General features: G+C 33.6%; 18 protein-coding genes. 6 read left to right on the plus strand and 12 right to left on the minus strand.

Annotated elements, in window-relative coordinates:
* Window positions 1-28 precede the first annotated feature (28 nt).
* The 3 genes from ACZZZA_RS13935 to ACZZZA_RS13945 all read left to right on the plus strand — a co-directional run bounded on the left by ACZZZA_RS13935 (window position 29) and on the right by ACZZZA_RS13945 (window position 1030).
* On the plus strand, window positions 29-460 hold the full coding sequence (locus tag ACZZZA_RS13935) for a DJ-1/PfpI family protein (protein ID WP_463432723.1): 432 nt from the start codon (window positions 29-31) through the stop codon (window positions 458-460).
* Between the two features lie 88 nt (window positions 461-548).
* Window positions 549-710 carry a hypothetical protein gene (locus ACZZZA_RS13940; RefSeq protein ID WP_463432725.1) on the plus strand — a complete coding sequence of 54 codons (162 nt, stop codon included), beginning with the start codon at window positions 549-551 and terminating at the stop codon, window positions 708-710.
* A 20-nt stretch (window positions 711-730) separates the two neighbouring features.
* Window positions 731-1030, plus strand: a complete 300-nt coding sequence (locus ACZZZA_RS13945) for a putative quinol monooxygenase (RefSeq protein WP_463432727.1) — start codon at window positions 731-733, stop codon at window positions 1028-1030.
* A 68-nt stretch (window positions 1031-1098) separates the two neighbouring features.
* Here the strand turns inward: ACZZZA_RS13945 and ACZZZA_RS13950 are convergent, their stop codons facing one another.
* From ACZZZA_RS13950 to ACZZZA_RS13960, 3 genes are all read right to left on the minus strand, one after another.
* A complete protein-coding gene (locus tag ACZZZA_RS13950) occupies window positions 1099-2982 on the minus strand; it encodes a type VI secretion system baseplate subunit TssF (protein ID WP_463432729.1) in 1884 nt (627 codons plus the stop codon).
* A 21-nt stretch (window positions 2983-3003) separates the two neighbouring features.
* Window positions 3004-3444, minus strand: a complete 441-nt coding sequence (locus ACZZZA_RS13955) for a GPW/gp25 family protein (RefSeq protein ID WP_463432731.1) — start codon at window positions 3442-3444, stop codon at window positions 3004-3006.
* 461 nt (window positions 3445-3905) lie between these two features.
* Window positions 3906-5318 carry an APC family permease gene (locus tag ACZZZA_RS13960; protein WP_463432733.1) on the minus strand — a complete coding sequence of 471 codons (1413 nt, stop codon included), beginning with the start codon at window positions 5316-5318 and terminating at the stop codon, window positions 3906-3908.
* A gap of 142 nt (window positions 5319-5460) precedes the next feature.
* Here ACZZZA_RS13960 and ACZZZA_RS13965 point away from each other — a divergent pair, with 142 nt between their 5' ends.
* On the plus strand, window positions 5461-5967 hold the full coding sequence (locus ACZZZA_RS13965; RefSeq protein WP_463432734.1) for a DUF4920 domain-containing protein: 507 nt from the start codon (window positions 5461-5463) through the stop codon (window positions 5965-5967).
* Window positions 5968-6015: 48 nt separating this feature from the next.
* Here ACZZZA_RS13965 and ACZZZA_RS13970 read toward each other — a convergent pair whose 3' ends face one another.
* Window positions 6016-7125, minus strand: coding sequence for a M14 family zinc carboxypeptidase (locus ACZZZA_RS13970; protein WP_463432736.1), 1110 nt, complete (start codon window positions 7123-7125; stop codon window positions 6016-6018).
* Window positions 7126-7958: 833 nt separating this feature from the next.
* Here ACZZZA_RS13970 and ACZZZA_RS13975 point away from each other — a divergent pair.
* Window positions 7959-8495: a helix-turn-helix domain-containing protein gene (locus ACZZZA_RS13975; protein ID WP_463432738.1), complete on the plus strand. Its 537-nt coding sequence runs from the start codon at window positions 7959-7961 to the stop codon at window positions 8493-8495.
* Window positions 8496-8545: 50 nt separating this feature from the next.
* Here the strand turns inward: ACZZZA_RS13975 and ACZZZA_RS13980 are convergent, their stop codons facing one another.
* From ACZZZA_RS13980 to ACZZZA_RS13995, 4 genes are all read right to left on the minus strand, one after another.
* Window positions 8546-9565, minus strand: a complete 1020-nt coding sequence (locus ACZZZA_RS13980) for a T9SS type A sorting domain-containing protein (RefSeq protein WP_463432740.1) — start codon at window positions 9563-9565, stop codon at window positions 8546-8548.
* Between the two features lie 186 nt (window positions 9566-9751).
* A complete protein-coding gene (locus ACZZZA_RS13985) occupies window positions 9752-10918 on the minus strand; it encodes a proline dehydrogenase family protein (RefSeq protein WP_463432742.1) in 1167 nt (388 codons plus the stop codon).
* 63 nt (window positions 10919-10981) lie between these two features.
* Entirely contained in the window at window positions 10982-11911 is a 930-nt protein-coding gene (locus tag ACZZZA_RS13990; RefSeq protein ID WP_463432744.1) for a UbiA family prenyltransferase, read from the minus strand.
* 11 nt (window positions 11912-11922) lie between these two features.
* Complete coding sequence (locus tag ACZZZA_RS13995) at window positions 11923-12849, minus strand: mevalonate kinase family protein (protein ID WP_463432746.1); 927 nt, start codon at window positions 12847-12849, stop codon at window positions 11923-11925.
* A 204-nt stretch (window positions 12850-13053) separates the two neighbouring features.
* Here ACZZZA_RS13995 and ACZZZA_RS14000 point away from each other — a divergent pair, with 204 nt between their 5' ends.
* On the plus strand, window positions 13054-14607 hold the full coding sequence (locus ACZZZA_RS14000) for a zinc-dependent metalloprotease (protein WP_463432748.1): 1554 nt from the start codon (window positions 13054-13056) through the stop codon (window positions 14605-14607).
* Window positions 14608-14719: 112 nt separating this feature from the next.
* Here ACZZZA_RS14000 and ACZZZA_RS14005 read toward each other — a convergent pair whose 3' ends face one another.
* The 4 genes from ACZZZA_RS14005 to ACZZZA_RS14020 form a co-directional block, all read right to left on the minus strand.
* Window positions 14720-16174 (minus strand): MFS transporter, encoded by a 1455-nt coding sequence (locus ACZZZA_RS14005; protein WP_463432750.1) that lies wholly within the window; start codon window positions 16172-16174, stop codon window positions 14720-14722.
* Window positions 16175-16494: 320 nt separating this feature from the next.
* On the minus strand, window positions 16495-17673 hold the full coding sequence (locus ACZZZA_RS14010; RefSeq protein WP_463432752.1) for an acetyl-CoA C-acyltransferase: 1179 nt from the start codon (window positions 17671-17673) through the stop codon (window positions 16495-16497).
* A gap of 21 nt (window positions 17674-17694) precedes the next feature.
* Window positions 17695-17994, minus strand: coding sequence for a hypothetical protein (locus ACZZZA_RS14015; protein ID WP_463432754.1), 300 nt, complete (start codon window positions 17992-17994; stop codon window positions 17695-17697).
* 101 nt (window positions 17995-18095) lie between these two features.
* Window positions 18096-18479: a hypothetical protein gene (locus tag ACZZZA_RS14020; RefSeq protein WP_463432756.1), complete on the minus strand. Its 384-nt coding sequence runs from the start codon at window positions 18477-18479 to the stop codon at window positions 18096-18098.
* Window positions 18480-18538 lie beyond the last annotated feature (59 nt).

Consider the following 18538-nt stretch of genomic DNA (forward strand, 5'->3'; position numbering starts at 1 on the left):
CAAAATAAAATCAATTAAAATTTTAAATATGAAAGCAAAAGTATTAATCATTGTATCGAACGCAAACGCAATAGGACCCAATAACAAAAGAACCGGTACTTTCTTGCCAGAAGTCGCACATCCTTACGCAGAATTCGAAAAAGCAGGTTATCAAATCGACTTTGCAAGTTTGACAGGTGAATCACCGTTTTTAGATGCATTAAATTTAGCCAATGATCCTGAAAATTTAAAATTCTTAACCGGTAAAGGTTGGGAAGATATGCACAAAGCGACTCAACTTTCAGAAATTGATGTCAACAATTATGATGCAGTATTCATCCCCGGAGGTTTGGCTCCAATGGTTGATATGCCTGAAAATACAGAATTAAAAAAAGTAATCGCTGAAGTGTATGAAAGAAATGGTGTAGTAGGAGCTGTTTGTCACGGTTCAGGTTTCCCTTTTAAATGTACAATTAAGTGACGGAACTTATCTGGTAAACGGTAAAAACATTACTTCTTTCACCACAGAAGAAGAAGATAACTATGCAAAACTTGATGTACCGTTTGATTTGCAGACTGCATTGACCGATCAAGGTGCAATTTTTCATGCTGCTAAAGCCTGGTCTGCAAACAGTATTGCAGACGGAAATCTTGTAACCGGACAAAATCCTGCTTCTGCAAAAGGTGTTGGTGAAAAAATAGTTTCTGTTTTAGAATCTAAAAATTCATAATTTAACTTTAAAATTAAAAAATGAGTAAACAAGCAGTGTACGTATATGCCAAATGGCAGGTAAAAGAAGGAAAACTAGATGCTGTATTGGGAATTTTGAAAGAAGCCGCCCAAAAAAGTTCTGAAGAAAAAGGAAATTTATTTTATAAAATTCATCAGAGCAAGACCGATCAGAATACGTTGATTTTATTTGAAGGTTATGAAAACGAATCGTCGATAGAATTTCATAAAAACTCAGAACATTACCAGAGTTTGGTTGTAGAGCAGATTGTTCCTTTACTGGAAAGCAGAGAAGTGATTTTAATGGATCAGATTATTTAATTTAAAATTCCGAAAAGCTTTAGTCATATATAAAGTTTTTCGGAATTTTTTCTTGAGATTAATTTAAATCAATTTTCAAAAAAATCTACGTCTTCATTATTTATTATGACTAAATATTCAATTCCGTCAATTGCTTTAGAAATAATTTGGTTGCGGAGAATGTTTGCCATGTTTTCCCAATAAACCCTTCCGTAGAAAGAATAATTTTGGGGAATAATTTCTACTTCAACGGTGCGCACAAAACCTTCTTTCGGTTTGTTGCTGATAATGGTTCCTCTTTTTACACGGACATCTTTCAGCTCGTCTTTCAGTACCATTCGGCAGTAATTTTTTACGTCTTCCAAAGAAATTATTTTATCCCTGGTCGTCAGCGCATATTTGTATGCCTGAATGCTGTCTGAACCTTTCTGTTCTTCAGCTCCACCGATGGTTTCCGTTAAAAGCACCAAAGACTGAGACTTCAGTTGATTTAAAAGTTCAGTTCCGGGACGCATATGATTGGCAAATGTACAGTGTGTGATCCAGAAAGAAGCATAAGTATGATCGGTTTTTTCCACAGGTTCCATGATGACGTAATTCAGTTCCTGCTTAATATTCCTTTTAGCATTATTAACTTTCTGCACCATCGATTTCATCTTGTCAGACATTTCGCTCAGCATTCCTTTTACATTATCACGGTTTAGCAGTGAAAAAGCTGCAATCTCGTCTCTGGTCAGTTCAAGCACATTGGAAATCATATCAACAGCATTTCTGTTGTTAAAGCGTTCCATTCCGCCTTTTCTTACGGTATAGAGTCCTTTCTTTAAATCATCTGAAGGTGTAAAAGGAATTTCTGTATATTTTCTGCCGTCTCCGTCCTGAACTTCATCTACGTAAAGAAAATGTTCGCCTTCTTCGGTAATCAGCGGAATATTGTTTCCCATGATGTCTAAACTGTATTCCGTCTTTTTCCAGCCACGGTTGTAAATAGGAAAAGCATTGAGAACAAAAGTGAAATTATCTAAAATTTCAGCAGAAAACTGTGGCGGAAACTCAAAAGTTAACCAAAGAAAAGATTTTCCGTCGATGTATTTTTCAATTTCTTCTTTTCCGTTTAGAAAATCCAAATCCTGCGGAAGTTTTCCACCGTCTGAAAATAAATCTCTGGAAAGTCCGGTTACCTCGATAAATTTATGATGATAAATACTTTTGATATCTTCAATAATTTTCGTCTGAATCGACTGTTCATGAAATAACTGCTCATATCCTTCCGCCTGTTCTTTTTTTAGATACGTTAAACCTTCTTTCACAAAAAGAGGATTTCCATTACTTGAAACCGAAATGTAAGGAAGTAGTTTGTAGACAAAATCCAAATGCTCAAAGGCCGGATTAGAACAAAATATTCCAAGAGATCTTGGGAATTTTTCATTCGTATATTTTGAGACATCAATTCCTATGGTCACTTTTCTGTAATCGGAGGGTCTTCCCTGAAATCTTGAAATCGGAATTTTATTTAAACGGTCATCAATGCTGTAGCAGGTATTTCCCACGAACATGATGGCAGTTTGTGCTTTGTTGGTTCTTATGCTTCCGACCGGAGTAAAAGGAATATTCAGTTGTTTGTCTGATTCAGTTTTCACCGTTGAATTCATCTGTTTTTTAAAGAAAAACTCGCTGTGTTCCATTAAAACCTCCGAAGATTCAAAAGGAGAAATGAAAGCAATTGCATGTGCAGGAATCGGATGTGTATAAATAGATGGTGTTAAAAGCTTTGCCAGTTTTTCTAAAATTCTCGCATTGACGGTCTGAATCTCATTATTAGCTTTAAAAACTTCGGTACTGAAAGCATCAATTAAGAGTTTAACAAAAGGATCCAATGACTGCGGACTTTTAAGACCCCAAATTTTGGTTGCATTTTGCAGCATTCTTGCTTTTACAGATTCTTTGGAATATATATTCTGGTCTAAATTCATTTTTTGTGATAAGGAAGGTGATTAATCAATTGACATCGGGCTGAGAAAAAGTTCGGTTGAAAAGCTGAAACGCTCTCCTGTAGTCTCCATTTTTGCATTGATGGCTATTCTTACTTTTTTCTTAATTTCCGTGTGTTCTTTGGTGTCGTAGCTATGCTCTACTACTTCGACATGAGCATCGACCTGCGGCTGAACAATTCTGGGCTCAAAATCCAGGATCTGCCTTTTGAGACTTTTAACAAAAACATTTTCCCATACGGCTGAAGTAACTCCGTTATCAAATTCCAGATTCCAAACATCGTTTCCGTAATTTTCGTCATATCTGTTTTCGCCTTTTTTTGTTGTGATAAGCAACATGATGTTGTGGGCAATACTTTCACCCATATCGCAGGTGTCTATGCTTGCTCCTTCAGACATCAGTGTAGATGGCACAAAAGGCATTCTGTAATTTGGTGTATCCATAGATTTTAATCTCTATTTAGTATTTTTGGTGTCATTATTTAAAATGAAATACCAAATTAATCATTTTTGGGAAATAATTTATGATAATCTGCTGAAACTTTAATTGGTTGTCTGTCTTAATGGCTAAAAATTAATTTAGTCGCAAAGTTCACAAAGATTTTTTGACTACTAACTGTCTTTAAGATATACAAAGGCGTTCCACTTATAAATGAGCACAAAGTTTTTAATTCTTAAGATAGTTTAGTTGAAAAAATGATGTTTTATTTACAATGCTTTTTTACATGATTTAAAGATTGCTTCGTCGCTGCGCTCCTCGCAATGACTATATTTTGATTTATATCGAATTTCTAGCCCCGATTGAACGGCGTGTTTGAGCTCTTTTCAGATTTTGTGCGGCGGCTTTGCCGCCGCACAAAATCTGAAAAAGCGAGTAGTGAAAGCGGGATTAAGCTTCTAAAAACTTATAGATCTGTACTCTTCCTGTTAATCATATAATAAACAGGAAGTCCTAATAAAACAATTAAAAATCCCGGCCAAGTGTATTGTTGTTTATAAATTAAAAGAAGAACACAAAAAACAGTTCCTATCAGCAGATAAATGATTGGAGTTACCGGATAAAGCCAGGTTTTGTAAGGTCTTTCGAGATGTGGCTGTTTGATTCTTAAATAAATAACTCCGAAAACGGTAATCATATAAAATAGAACGATAACGAATGAAATCATATCTAAAAGATTTCCGTACTGTCCGCTCAGACATAAAACAGAAGCCCAGATTCCCTGCATCCAGAGTGCATTTGAAGGGACATCATTTTTGTTATTCTTGATCGCAGATTTGAAAAACAAACCGTCTTTTGCCATGGTCTGGAAAACCCTTGAACCCGCTAAAATCAATCCGTTATTGCATCCAAAAGTGGAAACCATTACAAGGATGGCGATGATTACCGTACCTGCGCTTCCGAAAATGTTTTGCGATGCCGAAACCGCCACTCTGTCATTGGCTGCAAATGCGATGGAATCTCTGTCGATGGCATTTAAATAAACATAATTTACAGCAATGTATAAAAGCATTACGGCAGAAGTTCCCAAGATCATAGCTTTAACCACATTTTTCTTTGGATTTTCTATTTCTCCGGAAACGAATGTCACACTTTCCCAGGCAACAGAACTGAATACAGAACCTACCATTGCAGCAGCGATTCCGCCCATCAAAGTCATTCCGTCGATCGATTCCCAACCAGTTTTCAGGAAATTACCTTTTGCATCTTTATCTATATTATTAAAAGCATCAGTTCCGAGGCTGAAGTTTTCTGCTAAATGTGAAAAATCTACGAAAATAAAGCCTGCCGCAATTAAACCTAATAACGCTAATATTTTTGAACCTGTAAATACATTTTGAAGCAATTTTCCGCTTTCAACACCTCGTGTATTGATGTATGTGAGCAGTAAAATAATGGCTATCGCTAAAATTTGAATCCAGGTGATTTGAAATTCTCCACTCTGAAAAATTGGTGCAGCATCATTGAGCGACGGAACGAGATATGCTGTGAATTTCCCAAATGCCATCGCAACAGCAGCAATCGTTCCGGTCTGAATTACGGTAAATAATCCCCAACCGTAAAGGAAGCCCATTTTTTTACCGAAAATTTCTGTGAGATACGTGTATTGTCCGCCCGCTTTAGGAAACAGCGCAGAGAGTTCGCCATAGCTGATTGCTGCAGCTACGGTCATGATTCCTGTGATAATCCAGACTACAATCATCCAATATCCTGAACCGAGATTTCGCATCATGTCGGCACTTACGATAAAGATCCCGCTTCCGATCATTGAGCCCATCACGAGCATTGTTGCGTCCCAAAGTTTTAGTTTTTTTTGCATATCCAAATATTACCTTCAAATATAGATAAATATGCAATTGTTTTTCATATTTGTTTTGAAATTTGAAATGAAGTGTTTTTTATCAAGCCATTATTCATTATCAATTCAAATTTTATTATTACTTTTGGAAAAATATTAAAGAATGAAATTTAAATCCATCCTATTTTTAGTCGCTGTAACTGTTTCATCATTGACATTTGCACAGGAGCAGAAAAAATCTGGTCCACCGGCAGGTAATGCAATCGTGGGTGATACTTACGGCTCAGTGGTTTCTACAAAAGAATCTAAAGCAATAAGCGTAGATAAATTGTCTAAAAAACTAAACAAAGACAGCAAAAAAGTTGAGAACGTTGCTATTAAAGGTAAAGTAGTTGACGTTTGTGACAAAAAAGGTTGCTGGTTAACGATTCAGACTGAAGATGATACTCAGTTTTTTGTAAAAATGAAAGACTACGGATTTTTTGTACCGACAGCTTTAGAAGGCAAAAACGTGGTTTTGGAAGGAAGTGCCGAAAAAAAGGTTACCTCTGTTGATGAGCAAAAGCATTATGCTGAAGATGCTAAAAAACCACAGTCTGAGATTGATGCTATCACAAAGCCAAAAGAAGAAATCAGATTTGTAGCGAACGGAATTAAAGTAGTTAACTAATACTCGATAAAATTTAAAAGAAAAGCGGAACCAATTGTTCCGCTTTTTTTATTCTTCTATTTTAAAATTGACTTCTGCATCCAATTTAGGATATTTTGTTTCGCTCACAAATTTTTTCACCTCACAATCAATTTCCAGCCAACCTTTTCTTTTCTTAATATCTCCCACTTCTACTACAAAAGGAATAAATGAGATTTCGTCATTTCCTTCCTCTAAAATTTCTCTGTACTGAACGGCAATATCGAGAATACATTCATGATCGGTATTTAACTTTACATTTCTGTACACAATATCGTAATGTGTTTCCTGATTTTCCGGGATTTCCAGATATTTTTCCCAGCCTGTACTGTCAGATTTTAATTCACTGATTGCCTTCAAGGCGTAATACAGAGCAATTGTATAATATTTTCTCGTTTCTTTTCTTGCGTAATCATCAATAAAATGACCACCTTCAAATAAAATAGTCGGCATTCCGGCTTTGATGAAATTATCGCCGGTTGAAGTGGGATAAAATTCATCAGAATATCTTCCAATCTGATCAGGAATTAATTCTTTTAAATTTTCATATATCTGAGCAATTACCGCCATACATTTTTTTCTGTTCTCGGTAATCGTTCTTTCTTCGTTTTCAGAAGGAGCTAAAAAGGAAAGTGTGGCAGGATGCATTCCGTCTGTTGTAAAGATGGTACGCTGCTCGTGAAGGTTAAGCGCATAATCATAGTTTTTTTCAGAAACCAATTGCTTTAGGTATTTGATTTCTTTACTCGCTTCATTATGAAAATCTCTGTTTAAATCAATATCTGCAGCAGTCAATCTTGTCCATTTTTCTGAGCCATCTGGATTTAACATAAAAATGAAATCTAAATTGATTAAGCTTAGAAGATCATTCTTTAATTCTGGATGCTTATCCAAAGTCACCAAAAGATCCAGCATCGCATGAGTTGCATTCGATTCATTACCGTGCATCTGTGACCAGGCTAAAACTTTAATCTTCCCAGTTCCTACATTCAATTTGTAAATAGGTTGATCTAAATAGGATCGTCCTATCTCCTGAATATAATCGCTGAGATTGGTCTGTAGGTAATTAAATAATTTTTCAGGAGAAATATAACGATTTTGGAAATCGGGATTTTGGATATACAAATGTTCAAAATTCATTGAGAAGAAATTTACATGAGTCAAAAATAAGAATTTTTAAGGAGTAAATAAAATTAACATTTGTAATTTCATTAAACGATGTAAATTGACAAAAAGTCTGTTAGTTAAAATGTGGATTGCTAATAATTTAATTTATATATTTCAAATATTTGAAATTCAATAAGTTATAAAGTTTATTTAAATAATTAGATCATATATACTTTAAGTCTGTAAAACTACTTTTTTACCCATTTGAGTGTTATTTTGCTAAACATTTAAAATGTGGATTATGTGGGTAATTTAATACAATAAACAAATGTAAACAGTCTAAAATTATTTTAAATTCTTAAATATATATCGCTAAAAAAGTTTTAATTAATGAGTCTAAATGAATTTTAAAATATTAAAATATAATACCCGTAAGAAACCAAATTCTGCTGAAACTTAACGTTATTAATGTCTGTTGAATACTATCAACGATAAACATAGTTTCTAATTCTCCATATAATCAGCCTCGTAACATCTCTCCCACTCCACATGGTTTATTATCCAGAAAAATATTTTTAGCAAAGTGATCTAACAAATATCAATCTAAATCCAATGAATATTATGGAGAAAAATTTTTTTAAAGATCTTATCTATAGTTATACTTTAACTCATTATGTATTATAATGTATAAATTTATATTAATGAATAATAGGAATAAATTCATTATATATTTTATAAATAACTGAAATTTAGTGACATATGTTAATTTACTTTTGTATATAATTTAATTTCAGATAGTTTACTTTTGTATTTTGCAATTGTAAATTTTATATTTACATTTGTAATTGGTTTAATATCTTATTTTTATGAGTTTAAATGAAAGAATTTCAAAGGTTATAGAATATTCTAAACTAAGTTCCTCAGAATTTGCAGATGAAATAGATGTGCAGCGATCTTCCATTTCGCATATCACTTCCGGAAGAAACAAACCTTCTTTAGAATTTATCATTAAAATCAAATCAAGGTTTCCTGAGATTTTGTGGGATTGGCTGGTGAATGGCGATGGAGAAATGCTGAAATCTGAATTGCCTGAAACAGAAATTAATTCTGAAAATGAAGATTCTGAACAAAAAGCTAAACCTACTTCACTTCCAGATTTATTCACGATGATGAATGATGATGATGATTTTGGAAGCGAAGAAAATATAACAGAAGAAATTCTCTCTGGGCGAGAATCTGTTATTTCACATGAAAGTAAAGCATCAGAGAAAATATCCGATTCTCAGCCATTAGAAAAGTTGAATGAGAAAATCATTAATGAAGTCATTGAAAATCAAACTAATAAGATAAAACGTATTGTTTTGTTTTATGATAATGGAAAATTCGAAAGTTTTGAGCCATAAAAAATCTGATTATATTCAATAATCAGATTTCAAATTTTATTTTAAACGACTTACTTTTTAAGCAGCTTTGTAATCTTCGTAGATTGATTGCTGATAATTTTTAAAAAGTAATTTCCTTTTGGCAGGTCAGAAATATTATATTCTTCCGAAGCTTTTAAAATTTTTACCAATTTTCCTGAAGTATCCATAATTTCAATACTCGTAATTTTAATTTTTTCAGGATTGCTTATTCTAAATGATTCTTGGACAGGGTTTGGATATACCTGAATTCTGTTATCATATTGTATCACTTCATCTGTACCTAAAACAGATGTATAGGTTATTATAAAAGGTATATCTACTGGAACATCTGGTGCAGTAATCGGATTTCCATCGTCAATAATAGATACCCAGGATGTCGGAACTACAGCGTTAAACTGTTTTGCATTAAATGAGGCAAGACCTCTGCTTCCCGGGATGGTAACCGATGGTAAAAAGTTGGCAGTAGAAGTTGCATTTTGCAATTGAAACTTCACCCAGTAAGTACCCGGTGTAAGGGTTTTTGGAACGTTTGCAGTAACTTTCCATATCTTCCTTGTTGTACCCGGTAGCGATACAGTAGTAGGAACTAAACTGTTAAATATTCTGTACATATTAGAATCTACACTAGAAGAAAATCTGTTGGTTGTATCATCTCCAAAAACACTTACAGCTCCTGCAACGGACGGGTCTGAGCTGAAGATATTAACTCTCACCGTATTGAATGGACTTGTGGCACCTGTGTAGCCTGTCTGATAAGCAAAAAAATCGATTGTTGAAATTTGCCAGGCATTTGCACCAGGCGGAACAACAAAATCATCAGCTAAAAATAAGTTATTTGTTGCTGAAACATAACTTCCCGAAAATCCTGCACTTGTATTCGATTCGGTTGTGTTTCCTGTATTATTCTGAACTTCAGACCAAGTATAACCTGCAGGTGCTGCAGTTCCGCTGTTTGACGTCGCTCCGGTGCTTAAACCTCCATTGTTATAAGTTTGTGCAATTACCAGATTTGCTAATAAAAAAATAGCAATTTGTAGATTTTTTTTCATTTTATAAATTTTAAGTTCACAACGAATTTATAAAAAATATAACACATTACTAACAAATTAAAAATAATTTTACAGTATTATCATATAATTCAATAATAAATACAATTTCAATTAATTTTATAAATAATCCTAAAAAAGAAAAAAATCCATCAATGATGGAGTTTCTCTTATTTTTTTTAATATAAACTACTTCTTTCTTCTTTCTAATTCTTTTTTAATTAACCCTAGTTCTCTTCCGGTTTGTCCGGCAACAGAAGTATTTTCTCTTGCTCTTCTCGTAAGATACGGTACAACGTCTTTTACAGGTCCGTAAGGAAGGTATTTCGCAACATTATACCCTTTATCAGACAGATAAAAACTAATGTTATCACTCATGCCATAAAGCTGACCGAAATAGATATTAGGATGACCATTTTCAAGATTTTTAGCTTTCATTTTGTCCATAACCAGTTCAGATGATACTTCATTATGCGTTCCGAAAAACGCTGAAACTTTGTTCAAATGGTTCATCACAAAATCAATTCCTGCGTTATAATTCTTGTCTGAAGATTCTTTATTAGGCTGAATCGGATCTGGATATCCTTTTTCAGCTGCTCTCGCTCTTTCTTTCTCCATATAGGCACCACGAACAATTTTGTAGCCTATGAAATAGTTCTTTTCTATTGCCCGCTGAAGATTCGCTTCCATATACTCCAACCGGTGAGTTCTGTACATTTGAATGGTGTTCCAGACAATTGGTTTTTCCTGATTGTACTTTTCCATCATCTCTTCGCAAAGCTGATCTGCAGCTTTCTGCATCCAAGATTCTTCTGCATCAATCATTACTTTTTTATCATGCTCATGGCATAGCTTACAAACTTCATCAAATCTTTTTACCACTCTCGCCCATTCTTCTTTCTGGCTTGAGGTTAGTTTTGCATTGTTTCCAACAGCTTCATACAAATCAATTCTTCCGAAAGCAGTAGGCTTAAAAACAATAAAAGGAATTGCAGGATTTCCTACTGAAAATTTAATAATATCTTTGATTTCCTGACAAACTGCATCGAAAGTTTCCTCATCTTCTTTGCCTTCAATCGAATAATCAAAAATACTTCCTACACCTCTTTTGAAAAGCTGTTTTACTGCTTTCATACTTTCTTCACGCGTTTCACCACCTACGAACTGCTCAAACAATGTATTTTTTACAATTCCGTTGACGAAAGGAAAGTTATTGTGAACCGTGAAATTAAGAACAGAAGTTCCGATATTGGTCAAGGCAGGCTGCTCAATCATCTTAAACATCCAATATGCTTTTCTCAATTGAGCATCTGTTTTGTCGGCAAATGCGACTTTAGTATCGTTAAAAATGGACATTCTTATTTATAGATTTAATTTTGGCAAATGTAAGAATAACCTGAATGTTATTAAAATATATTTCTACAATTTACCCTCGATTCCGTTCAGCAACATAGAAATAATGCCTATAAAAACCCAGAAACGTAAAATATTGAGTGTGAAAAACTTAGACTTTTTCGAAGAATTTAAGAGTAAATAAATACATAGAATCAACACAAATAATCCGGAAGCAAAATAATATGCCATAAATCCTGAAATTCCGGTTTTTGCAATGAGTTTCATCGAAACAATGATTGTAATTATTAATAAAGAAACGATAATTGTTTTAGTCATTTTACTTTGAAAGTAATTGGGAATTGTAATGTAACCAAAAGTTTTGTCAACGCTTTTGGTTAAAGTATCTTTTACAATATCAATACATAAAAGAATCAGAAATAAAAAGATTGCCATCAGCAAGACCTTTTTCGAAAAAGTCTCGTAATAAACCATCATTCCGAAGAAAGGATATAATGTAAGACTGACGAATGTAAGGTTATTTAAGATTAGAATTCTACTCAGTTTGTGACTGTAAAACCACATAAAAAACTGATAAACAATGAAAAAAATAAGAACTCTGTATGAAATGAAACTTGCAACACCTAAAGAAATAATGCTTAAAGCCAGATACGCATACAAAAAATATTTTTGCTTGATAAACCTTTGAATTCGCATTCTGAAAGGCTTTACAATATAATCTTTTTCGAAATCGTAGAATTGATTGATTATCCCCCCGGAAAGTATGGAGAGAACGGTACAAAAAATAATCCCATGAACTTTAAAATCAAAGACAAAGTTGCTAAAAGATTCTTCCTGATTAAATAAGAAAAATGTAGAAACATATAATGCAAACGTGAGCAATAGAGCCACAAAAAATCTTGCTCCTAAAAGAAAACCGACAAATTGTGAAAGTCTGTAAAACAGAGATTTGGAAACAAAATTCTCTTCCTGGAAAGTTTCTTTTTCACAATTCATTTCCGGTGATTTTAAAATCTGTAGATCACTTCTTTTTGGAAACCTTCCAACATTTTTTCAGCTTTTTCGTAATCTTTGGTAAAACCTAAAATATAACCGCCACCTCCGCTTCCGCAAAGTTTGAGATAATATGCATTAGAATCGAGTCCTTTTTTCCACACATTAAAAATACTTTCAGGAATCATCGGACGGAAATGTTCATACGCCCAGTGAGACAATTTTTTAAGATTTCTAAAGAACGGATTCATATCTTTTTTCAGAAAAGAATCTATGCAGGCATTGTTGTAACGAATAAATTCTTCTTTCAAAGTTTTACGGAAACCTTCTGTTTTCATTTTTTCGAAGAAAATCTGAACCATCGGTCCGGTTTCGCCGATACTTCCGGAATCAATTAAGAAAATCGCCCCTTTTCCTGCTTCACTTTTTGGGATCGAAACTTTATCTACGTTTTCCTTATTTTCGATAAGAATAGGCAGATTCATATAGCAGATCAGAGGGTCAATACCGGAACTTTTTCCATGAAAATAACTTTCCATTAAACCGAAAACCTTTTTAAGATTTTTCAATTGATCTTTAGAAACAGATTCGGGAATATATTTTGTGATTGAATATCTTTCAAAAATTGCAGCTACCAAAGCTCCTGAACTACCTATACCGTAACCCTGAGGAATGTTACTGTCAAAGAACAGACCTTTTGAAATTTCTTTTTGAAATTCAACAACATTTAAATCAAAACCTTCGGGAAGTTCTAAATTTTGTAAGTATTCAGAATATTTGATCATGTGACCGTTAGACTTTTTTTCGAATTCTGAATCTAAAGATGAGAATTTTAAAGTCCCTTTATAAAAGCTGTAAGGGAGTGTTAAACCCTGAGAATCTTCTATTATTCCATATTCTCCGAAGAGAAGGATTTTTGCGTAAAATAGAGGGTTTGTCATTGTGTAATAAATCTTTTTTGCAAAGTTAATATATTCTGCTAACTAAAAGCAAAATCTACGCCGCAATTACAACTTATTTTAACAGAAAAATTAATTCCTAATATAATGATCAAGCCATATTGAATGTCAAATAATTATTCTATAAAGCCAAGCCTTTTTAGATTATTATTATTTTATTAGCTTTGTATAAATTTAAACACAATTATGATGAGAATTAAAAATTTATTATGTTTATCAGCTTTTTTCTTTATTAATTCAACTTTAATGGCTCAAACCTTTATTTTTGATCAAGAAATAAAAGAAGATAAATTAGACCGCAGTAAAAAACTGAAGCACGTTAATCACGGAATGTTCAGCAAATTAAAGTATTGCAAACAATTCCCTTTCGCACTGGATAAAGATCTTCAAATCTCTTTGTTTGATGGACAATCAATTAATATCAAATATGCTTCTAATCCAAAACTAGGGCTAGGTACTACTACTTACAAGTATACTATCGAAGGAGATAAAGAGGGAATCGCAGTTTTTACTGATTATAAAGGCTGGATTGATGGCTCCATTATTCTTGGTACAGGAGAAAAATTTCATATTGTAAAAACAGCTGACCATATTTTTTCAGTATCAAAAATTAATTCTAGCTATTTTAAAGATGAAGCTTGTAAAGCAGATGAAACCCATCTTAAGGAGCTAAAAGATAATAACTTGAATAAAAATCTACTAGTGCATCCAAATATTTGTGCTTCATCTCCATGCGCCAATTCAGTAGTTGATATTATGGTTTTATTTTCTAATCAGACCATAGCCAATATAAATGGAGGAGCACCTGCCGCAATAGCTGCTACAGCTAATCAGGTTGTGTTGCTTAATCAATCATTGGTAGATTCGGGCATAAATAATCTTCAGTATAATCTGGTTCATGCTCAGGCAATTAATCACAATGATCTCACTGATTTGAGCGACGATAAAGATGAGATAAAGTATGGAACTTTAAGTGCTTCTGTAAATGCTCTCAGAAATCAATACGGTGCAGATTTGGTGTCTATATTTTGTAATTACGGATCTGGAACAGGAGATATAAGTACAAATCCCACTAATTTTAGTTCAAATAACGCTTATTCAGCAATCAATTATGATTATGTAGTTGGAAGCTACTCATTATCTCATGAAATAGGACATAATATGGGAATAAGACACGATTGGTATGTTTATATAGACAGACCTGACCATACACGTGCGTGTGAACATTATCACGGTTATGTCAATAAGGTAGCTATCCAACAAGGTACTACAAGCCCTGCAAATAAAAGATGGAGAGATATAATGTCGTATGGGAGTGAATGTTCATCAGTGGGAATTACCTGCACTCGTCTTAACAGATGGTCTAATCCGGATCAATCTTATAATGGTGATGCTATGGGAGTGTCTATAGGTTCTGCAGATCCATCTGATTCCAGACATGCTCTTATGAGAACCGGATGCATAGTAGCTGCTTACAAAACAGCTCCTCTTTTGGGAGTTCAGAATACTCAAGATCAATCAAATAATTTTCCTTACTATCCTAACCCCGCAAAAAACAAACTTTTTTTGTCTAAAGAAATAAAAGGCTATACAATTTTTAATGCTGAAGGCAGATATATTGAAGGTACTAATAATAAAGTTAAAGAAATCAATATTTCATACTTACAAAAAGGAGTATATATAGTAAATACTACCCTTCCTGATAATAAAAAATACAGTTTTAAGTTTATAAAAGAATAGGAAAAGAAATCCCAGATGAATAAAAATTGCCACTCAGATTTAATTTGAGTGGCAATTTTTATAAAACATTTATGCTAATACGTTAGAAAAACATTTCCTTCTACCTAATATTTTATTTTGACTTTAAAAAACGGATTAATATCAACCCTGTAGCAAAGAATAATGTCATTGACAAAGCTGCAATACGCATATTATTAAAATGTTCGATTAAAGTTGCAAAAATAAATGTTCCTATAATAATCGCTATTTTCTCCAAAACATCATAAAAGCTGAAGAATGTCGTGTTTTCCATAGAATTTTCCGGCAAAAGTTTTGAATAGGTAGATCTTGACATCGCCTGAAGACCTCCCATTACCAAACCTACCACTGCAGCAACTCCGTAGAACTGATATTCTACCGTTGGGTTTTCTTTATTCAAGAAAAATGCCCACAAACAAGCTACGATCCATAAAACGATGGCAATTGAAATAACATTTCTATTTCCTATTTTTCTGGATAATCTCGAGAAAATAACAGCTCCGATAATCGCTTCAATCTGAATAATTAGAAGAGTTCCGATTAACTTATCCTGGGCCAGATTTATTTCACTCTTACCAAATAATGTTGCCATTAAGAAAATCGTTTGCATACCGACGCTGTAGAAAAAGAAACTTGACAGGAAAAATTTTAAATTTCTATCCTTAAACAATAAGTTTCCGGCTTTGAAAAGTTCATAAAAACTTTCTTTCGCAATGTCTTTATAAAAACTGATGTTATCTTTAAATACTTCAAAGAAGCCACCCTGCTCTTCATGTTTTTTGAAAAGATTCTTATAGTTTAATAAAACAAGATCTTTAGGTAATTTCTCTTTAACATCTCCAAATTGAGGTAAATGTTTGAAAGTATACTGAGAAAAGCCAAACCACCAGGCTGCCGTTAATAAGAAACTGATTCTTGTAAACAATAGCTGTTGTGCATCATCTTTCGCAAAAACTTTAATTAATACCAGGCATAAAATCACTAAGACTACAGAACCTATATACCCATAAACATAGCCTTTTGCAGAAAGAGCATCCTGTTTATCCCGTGACGCAATATCCGGCAAAAATGAGTTATAGAATACCAAACTTCCCCAGAATCCTACACTTGCTGTGATACTGAAAAGAAGTCCAAGAAAGACATTATGCATTCCTGTGAACATCGCCAATCCCATACAGGATGTAGCTCCCAAATAACAGAAAAACTGTAAAAATGATTTTTTATTGCCAATCGTATCTGCTAATGATGATAAGAACGGAGACAATAAAACCACGATAAAGAAAGATATCGTCAATGAATATCCATACACTGCATCCGGCTGATATTCTTTCCCGAAAATCGTTATCATGTGTCTTACCGGAACATCAATCCACGTTTTAGTTTCTGCTACATATTCCTTTTTTTCGTACGCCGTTGTAAGAATGGAGTAATAAATTGGAAATATGGTAGATGTTATCACCAAAGAATAAACAGAATTGGCCCAGTCGTACACTGCCCAGGCTTTCATAATCTTCGGATTGTTCTTTATGTTTTGAGTTTCAAGTTCCATGTTTCGGGTTTAATTGCACAAAAATAGAAAAACCATTAAGATTATGCTTAAAAAAAGAATAATTCTTAATGGTTTTAAATATTAATTTATGGTAATGTTTTTATTTATTTAAAAAGTCTTTGAATTTGGAATAGGTAAGAACTTTAAAAATAATTAGCAATATGCCTAAACTTTGAATGACAGACCCGATCGTTAAACATATATTTCCATTGAAGCGTCCTAACGAAATATGGGTAATTTTTAGCCAGGCACCTAATAAATTGATTAAAAAGCCTGTTAAAAATACAAAAATGGCATATTTAGCTTTCATAAAAACATCATTACATATTTTCAATAACTATAGCAGAAGCTCCTCCGCCACCGTTACAGATTGCTGCAGCACCGTATTTTCCGTTGTTTTGTTTTAAAACATTGATCAAAGTAACGATGATTCTAGAACCTGAGCTCCCAAGTGGATGTCCTAAAGCTACTGCACCACCATTTACGTTTACTTTAGCAGCATCTAATCCTAAGATTTTATTGTTTGCCAAACCAACTACAGAAAATGCTTCATTAAATTCAAAAAAATCAATATTTGAAATTTCTAAACCAGCTTTTTTCAGAGCGATAGGTAAAGCTTTTGAAGGTGCTGTTGTAAAATTTTCTGGTTCATGAGCGGCATCGGCATAAGAAATTATTTTCGCTAATGGCTTTAATCCTAATTCTTCCATTTTCTCTTTCGAAACAAGGATTAAAGCAGAAGCACCGTCATTTAAAGTAGATGCATTCGCTGCCGTAACTGTACCTTCTTCTTTTTTGAAAACAGTAGGAAGAGTTGGAAGTCTGTCAAAATTAACCGCTTTGTATTCTTCATCTTCAGCAAAAATTACAGGATCTCCTTTTCTTTGCGGAATTGAAACAGGAACTATTTCGTCAGCAAATTTTCCTTCGCTCCAAGCTTTTGCTGATCTTTTATAAGATTCTATAGCAAAATTGTCCTGGTCTTCTCTTGTAAAACTGTAATCTGTAGCACATTTCTCTGCACAAACACCCATATGAACTTTGTTGTAAACATCTGTAAGACCGTCTAAAACCATACCGTCCTGCATTTTTACATCTCCTAATTTGGTTGCATTTCTTGCATTGTAATAATGAGGCACCATAGACATATTCTCCATACCACCTGCAATAATAACATCTGCATCACCAGCTTTGATCGCCTGTGCAGCCATCGTTACAGCCTTCATCCCTGAAGCACAAACTTTATTGATCGTTGTAGATGGAGTTTCGTTTGAAAGTCCTGCACCCAAAGCAACCTGACGAGCCGGAGCCTGACCTTCACCTGCCTGTAAAACATTCCCCATGTAGATTTCCTGAACGTTTTTCGGGTCAAGATTAATTTTATCTAATGCGCCTTTTACTGCTGTTGCTCCCAATTTTGTAGCCGGAACTGTTGATAAGCTTCCCATAAAACTTCCCATAGGAGTTCTTACTGCGGAAACAATGAATACTTCTTTCATTATATAAATTTTAATTTTATTTTATTCTATTTTTTCAAGGACAAATTCATCTGTTTTATTATAATATTGAGATGAAATTTTAATAAACTGATGATCTGTTTCTATAATTTTATTGGTAATCACATCACCTATTCTGACAGGATTTTTAAGATCAGACTTCCCGGTTACTGTCATTGTATAGGTACAGTCATCACGGTATTCAATTTTATATTTGATGTAATCTTTACCGTTATTGGTATACTCTCGCTGTGTATCCTTTTTGATGACCCAATTCCATTTTTTGGCTGAATAACCCTCCCTTACAAATTTTCCCTCTTTCATCAAATGACATTTTGTGGGATTATCCGGCAAGAGGAAATGTTCCTGAGCTTTTATTTTAGATGTAAAAAAAAGCAATATCATTAGAACCATACAGGATGCTTTCATACTTTTTTCTTAGCTGCAAATAATAAAATGACGGCTCCCAAAAACTCGACAATCCAGCCCCATTGTAAGGTGACAGTAGATGCTAAAGTCTCTGTCCAAGATTTAAAAGGGAGAAAACTGAAGTAGCTAAATGCCTGATATTTTGTAGCGAAAATAGTAAAAAGAAATAGTAGGATCAATAAAATACTAAAAACCTTAACTATTTTTGGATGGCTGTTAAGAATTCCAAACAATGCAATGGCAGAGAAAACCCAACAGGCAATCGCCAGATAATGATCAACTTTCCAATAATTCCAGTTTCCAATAATCGGAACGTGAACGAGTGGCAGAAAACTTCCGACCACTACTAAAATCAATCCAATTAACTGTATATTTTTCATTTTTTTATATCATTCTTCTGTAGCCAAAGTACGAAAAAAAACACATTTATAAAAAGTGT

The organism is Chryseobacterium sp. AC405b, from assembly GCF_979258685.1.

What these genes read in the sequence shown, in the direction of transcription:
- ACZZZA_RS13935 (WP_463432723.1), top strand. Translation starts at nt 29, where the DNA reads ATGAAAGCAAAAGTATTAATCATTGTATCGAACGCAAACGCAATAGGA.
- ACZZZA_RS13945 (WP_463432727.1), top strand. Translation starts at nt 731, where the DNA reads ATGAGTAAACAAGCAGTGTACGTATATGCCAAATGGCAGGTAAAAGAA.
- ACZZZA_RS13950 (WP_463432729.1), bottom strand. Translation starts at nt 2,982, where the DNA reads ATGAATTTAGACCAGAATATATATTCCAAAGAATCTGTAAAAGCAAGA.
- ACZZZA_RS13955 (WP_463432731.1), bottom strand. Translation starts at nt 3,444, where the DNA reads ATGGATACACCAAATTACAGAATGCCTTTTGTGCCATCTACACTGATG.
- ACZZZA_RS13960 (WP_463432733.1), bottom strand. Translation starts at nt 5,318, where the DNA reads ATGCAAAAAAAACTAAAACTTTGGGACGCAACAATGCTCGTGATGGGC.
- ACZZZA_RS13965 (WP_463432734.1), top strand. Translation starts at nt 5,461, where the DNA reads ATGAAATTTAAATCCATCCTATTTTTAGTCGCTGTAACTGTTTCATCA.
- ACZZZA_RS13970 (WP_463432736.1), bottom strand. Translation starts at nt 7,125, where the DNA reads ATGAATTTTGAACATTTGTATATCCAAAATCCCGATTTCCAAAATCGT.
- ACZZZA_RS13975 (WP_463432738.1), top strand. Translation starts at nt 7,959, where the DNA reads ATGAGTTTAAATGAAAGAATTTCAAAGGTTATAGAATATTCTAAACTA.
- ACZZZA_RS13980 (WP_463432740.1), bottom strand. Translation starts at nt 9,565, where the DNA reads ATGAAAAAAAATCTACAAATTGCTATTTTTTTATTAGCAAATCTGGTA.
- ACZZZA_RS13985 (WP_463432742.1), bottom strand. Translation starts at nt 10,918, where the DNA reads ATGTCCATTTTTAACGATACTAAAGTCGCATTTGCCGACAAAACAGAT.
- ACZZZA_RS13990 (WP_463432744.1), bottom strand. Translation starts at nt 11,911, where the DNA reads ATGAATTGTGAAAAAGAAACTTTCCAGGAAGAGAATTTTGTTTCCAAA.
- ACZZZA_RS13995 (WP_463432746.1), bottom strand. Translation starts at nt 12,849, where the DNA reads ATGACAAACCCTCTATTTTACGCAAAAATCCTTCTCTTCGGAGAATAT.
- ACZZZA_RS14000 (WP_463432748.1), top strand. Translation starts at nt 13,054, where the DNA reads ATGATGAGAATTAAAAATTTATTATGTTTATCAGCTTTTTTCTTTATT.
- ACZZZA_RS14005 (WP_463432750.1), bottom strand. Translation starts at nt 16,174, where the DNA reads ATGGAACTTGAAACTCAAAACATAAAGAACAATCCGAAGATTATGAAA.
- ACZZZA_RS14010 (WP_463432752.1), bottom strand. Translation starts at nt 17,673, where the DNA reads ATGAAAGAAGTATTCATTGTTTCCGCAGTAAGAACTCCTATGGGAAGT.
- ACZZZA_RS14015 (WP_463432754.1), bottom strand. Translation starts at nt 17,994, where the DNA reads ATGAAAGAGGGAAAATTTGTAAGGGAGGGTTATTCAGCCAAAAAATGG.
- ACZZZA_RS14020 (WP_463432756.1), bottom strand. Translation starts at nt 18,479, where the DNA reads ATGAAAAATATACAGTTAATTGGATTGATTTTAGTAGTGGTCGGAAGT.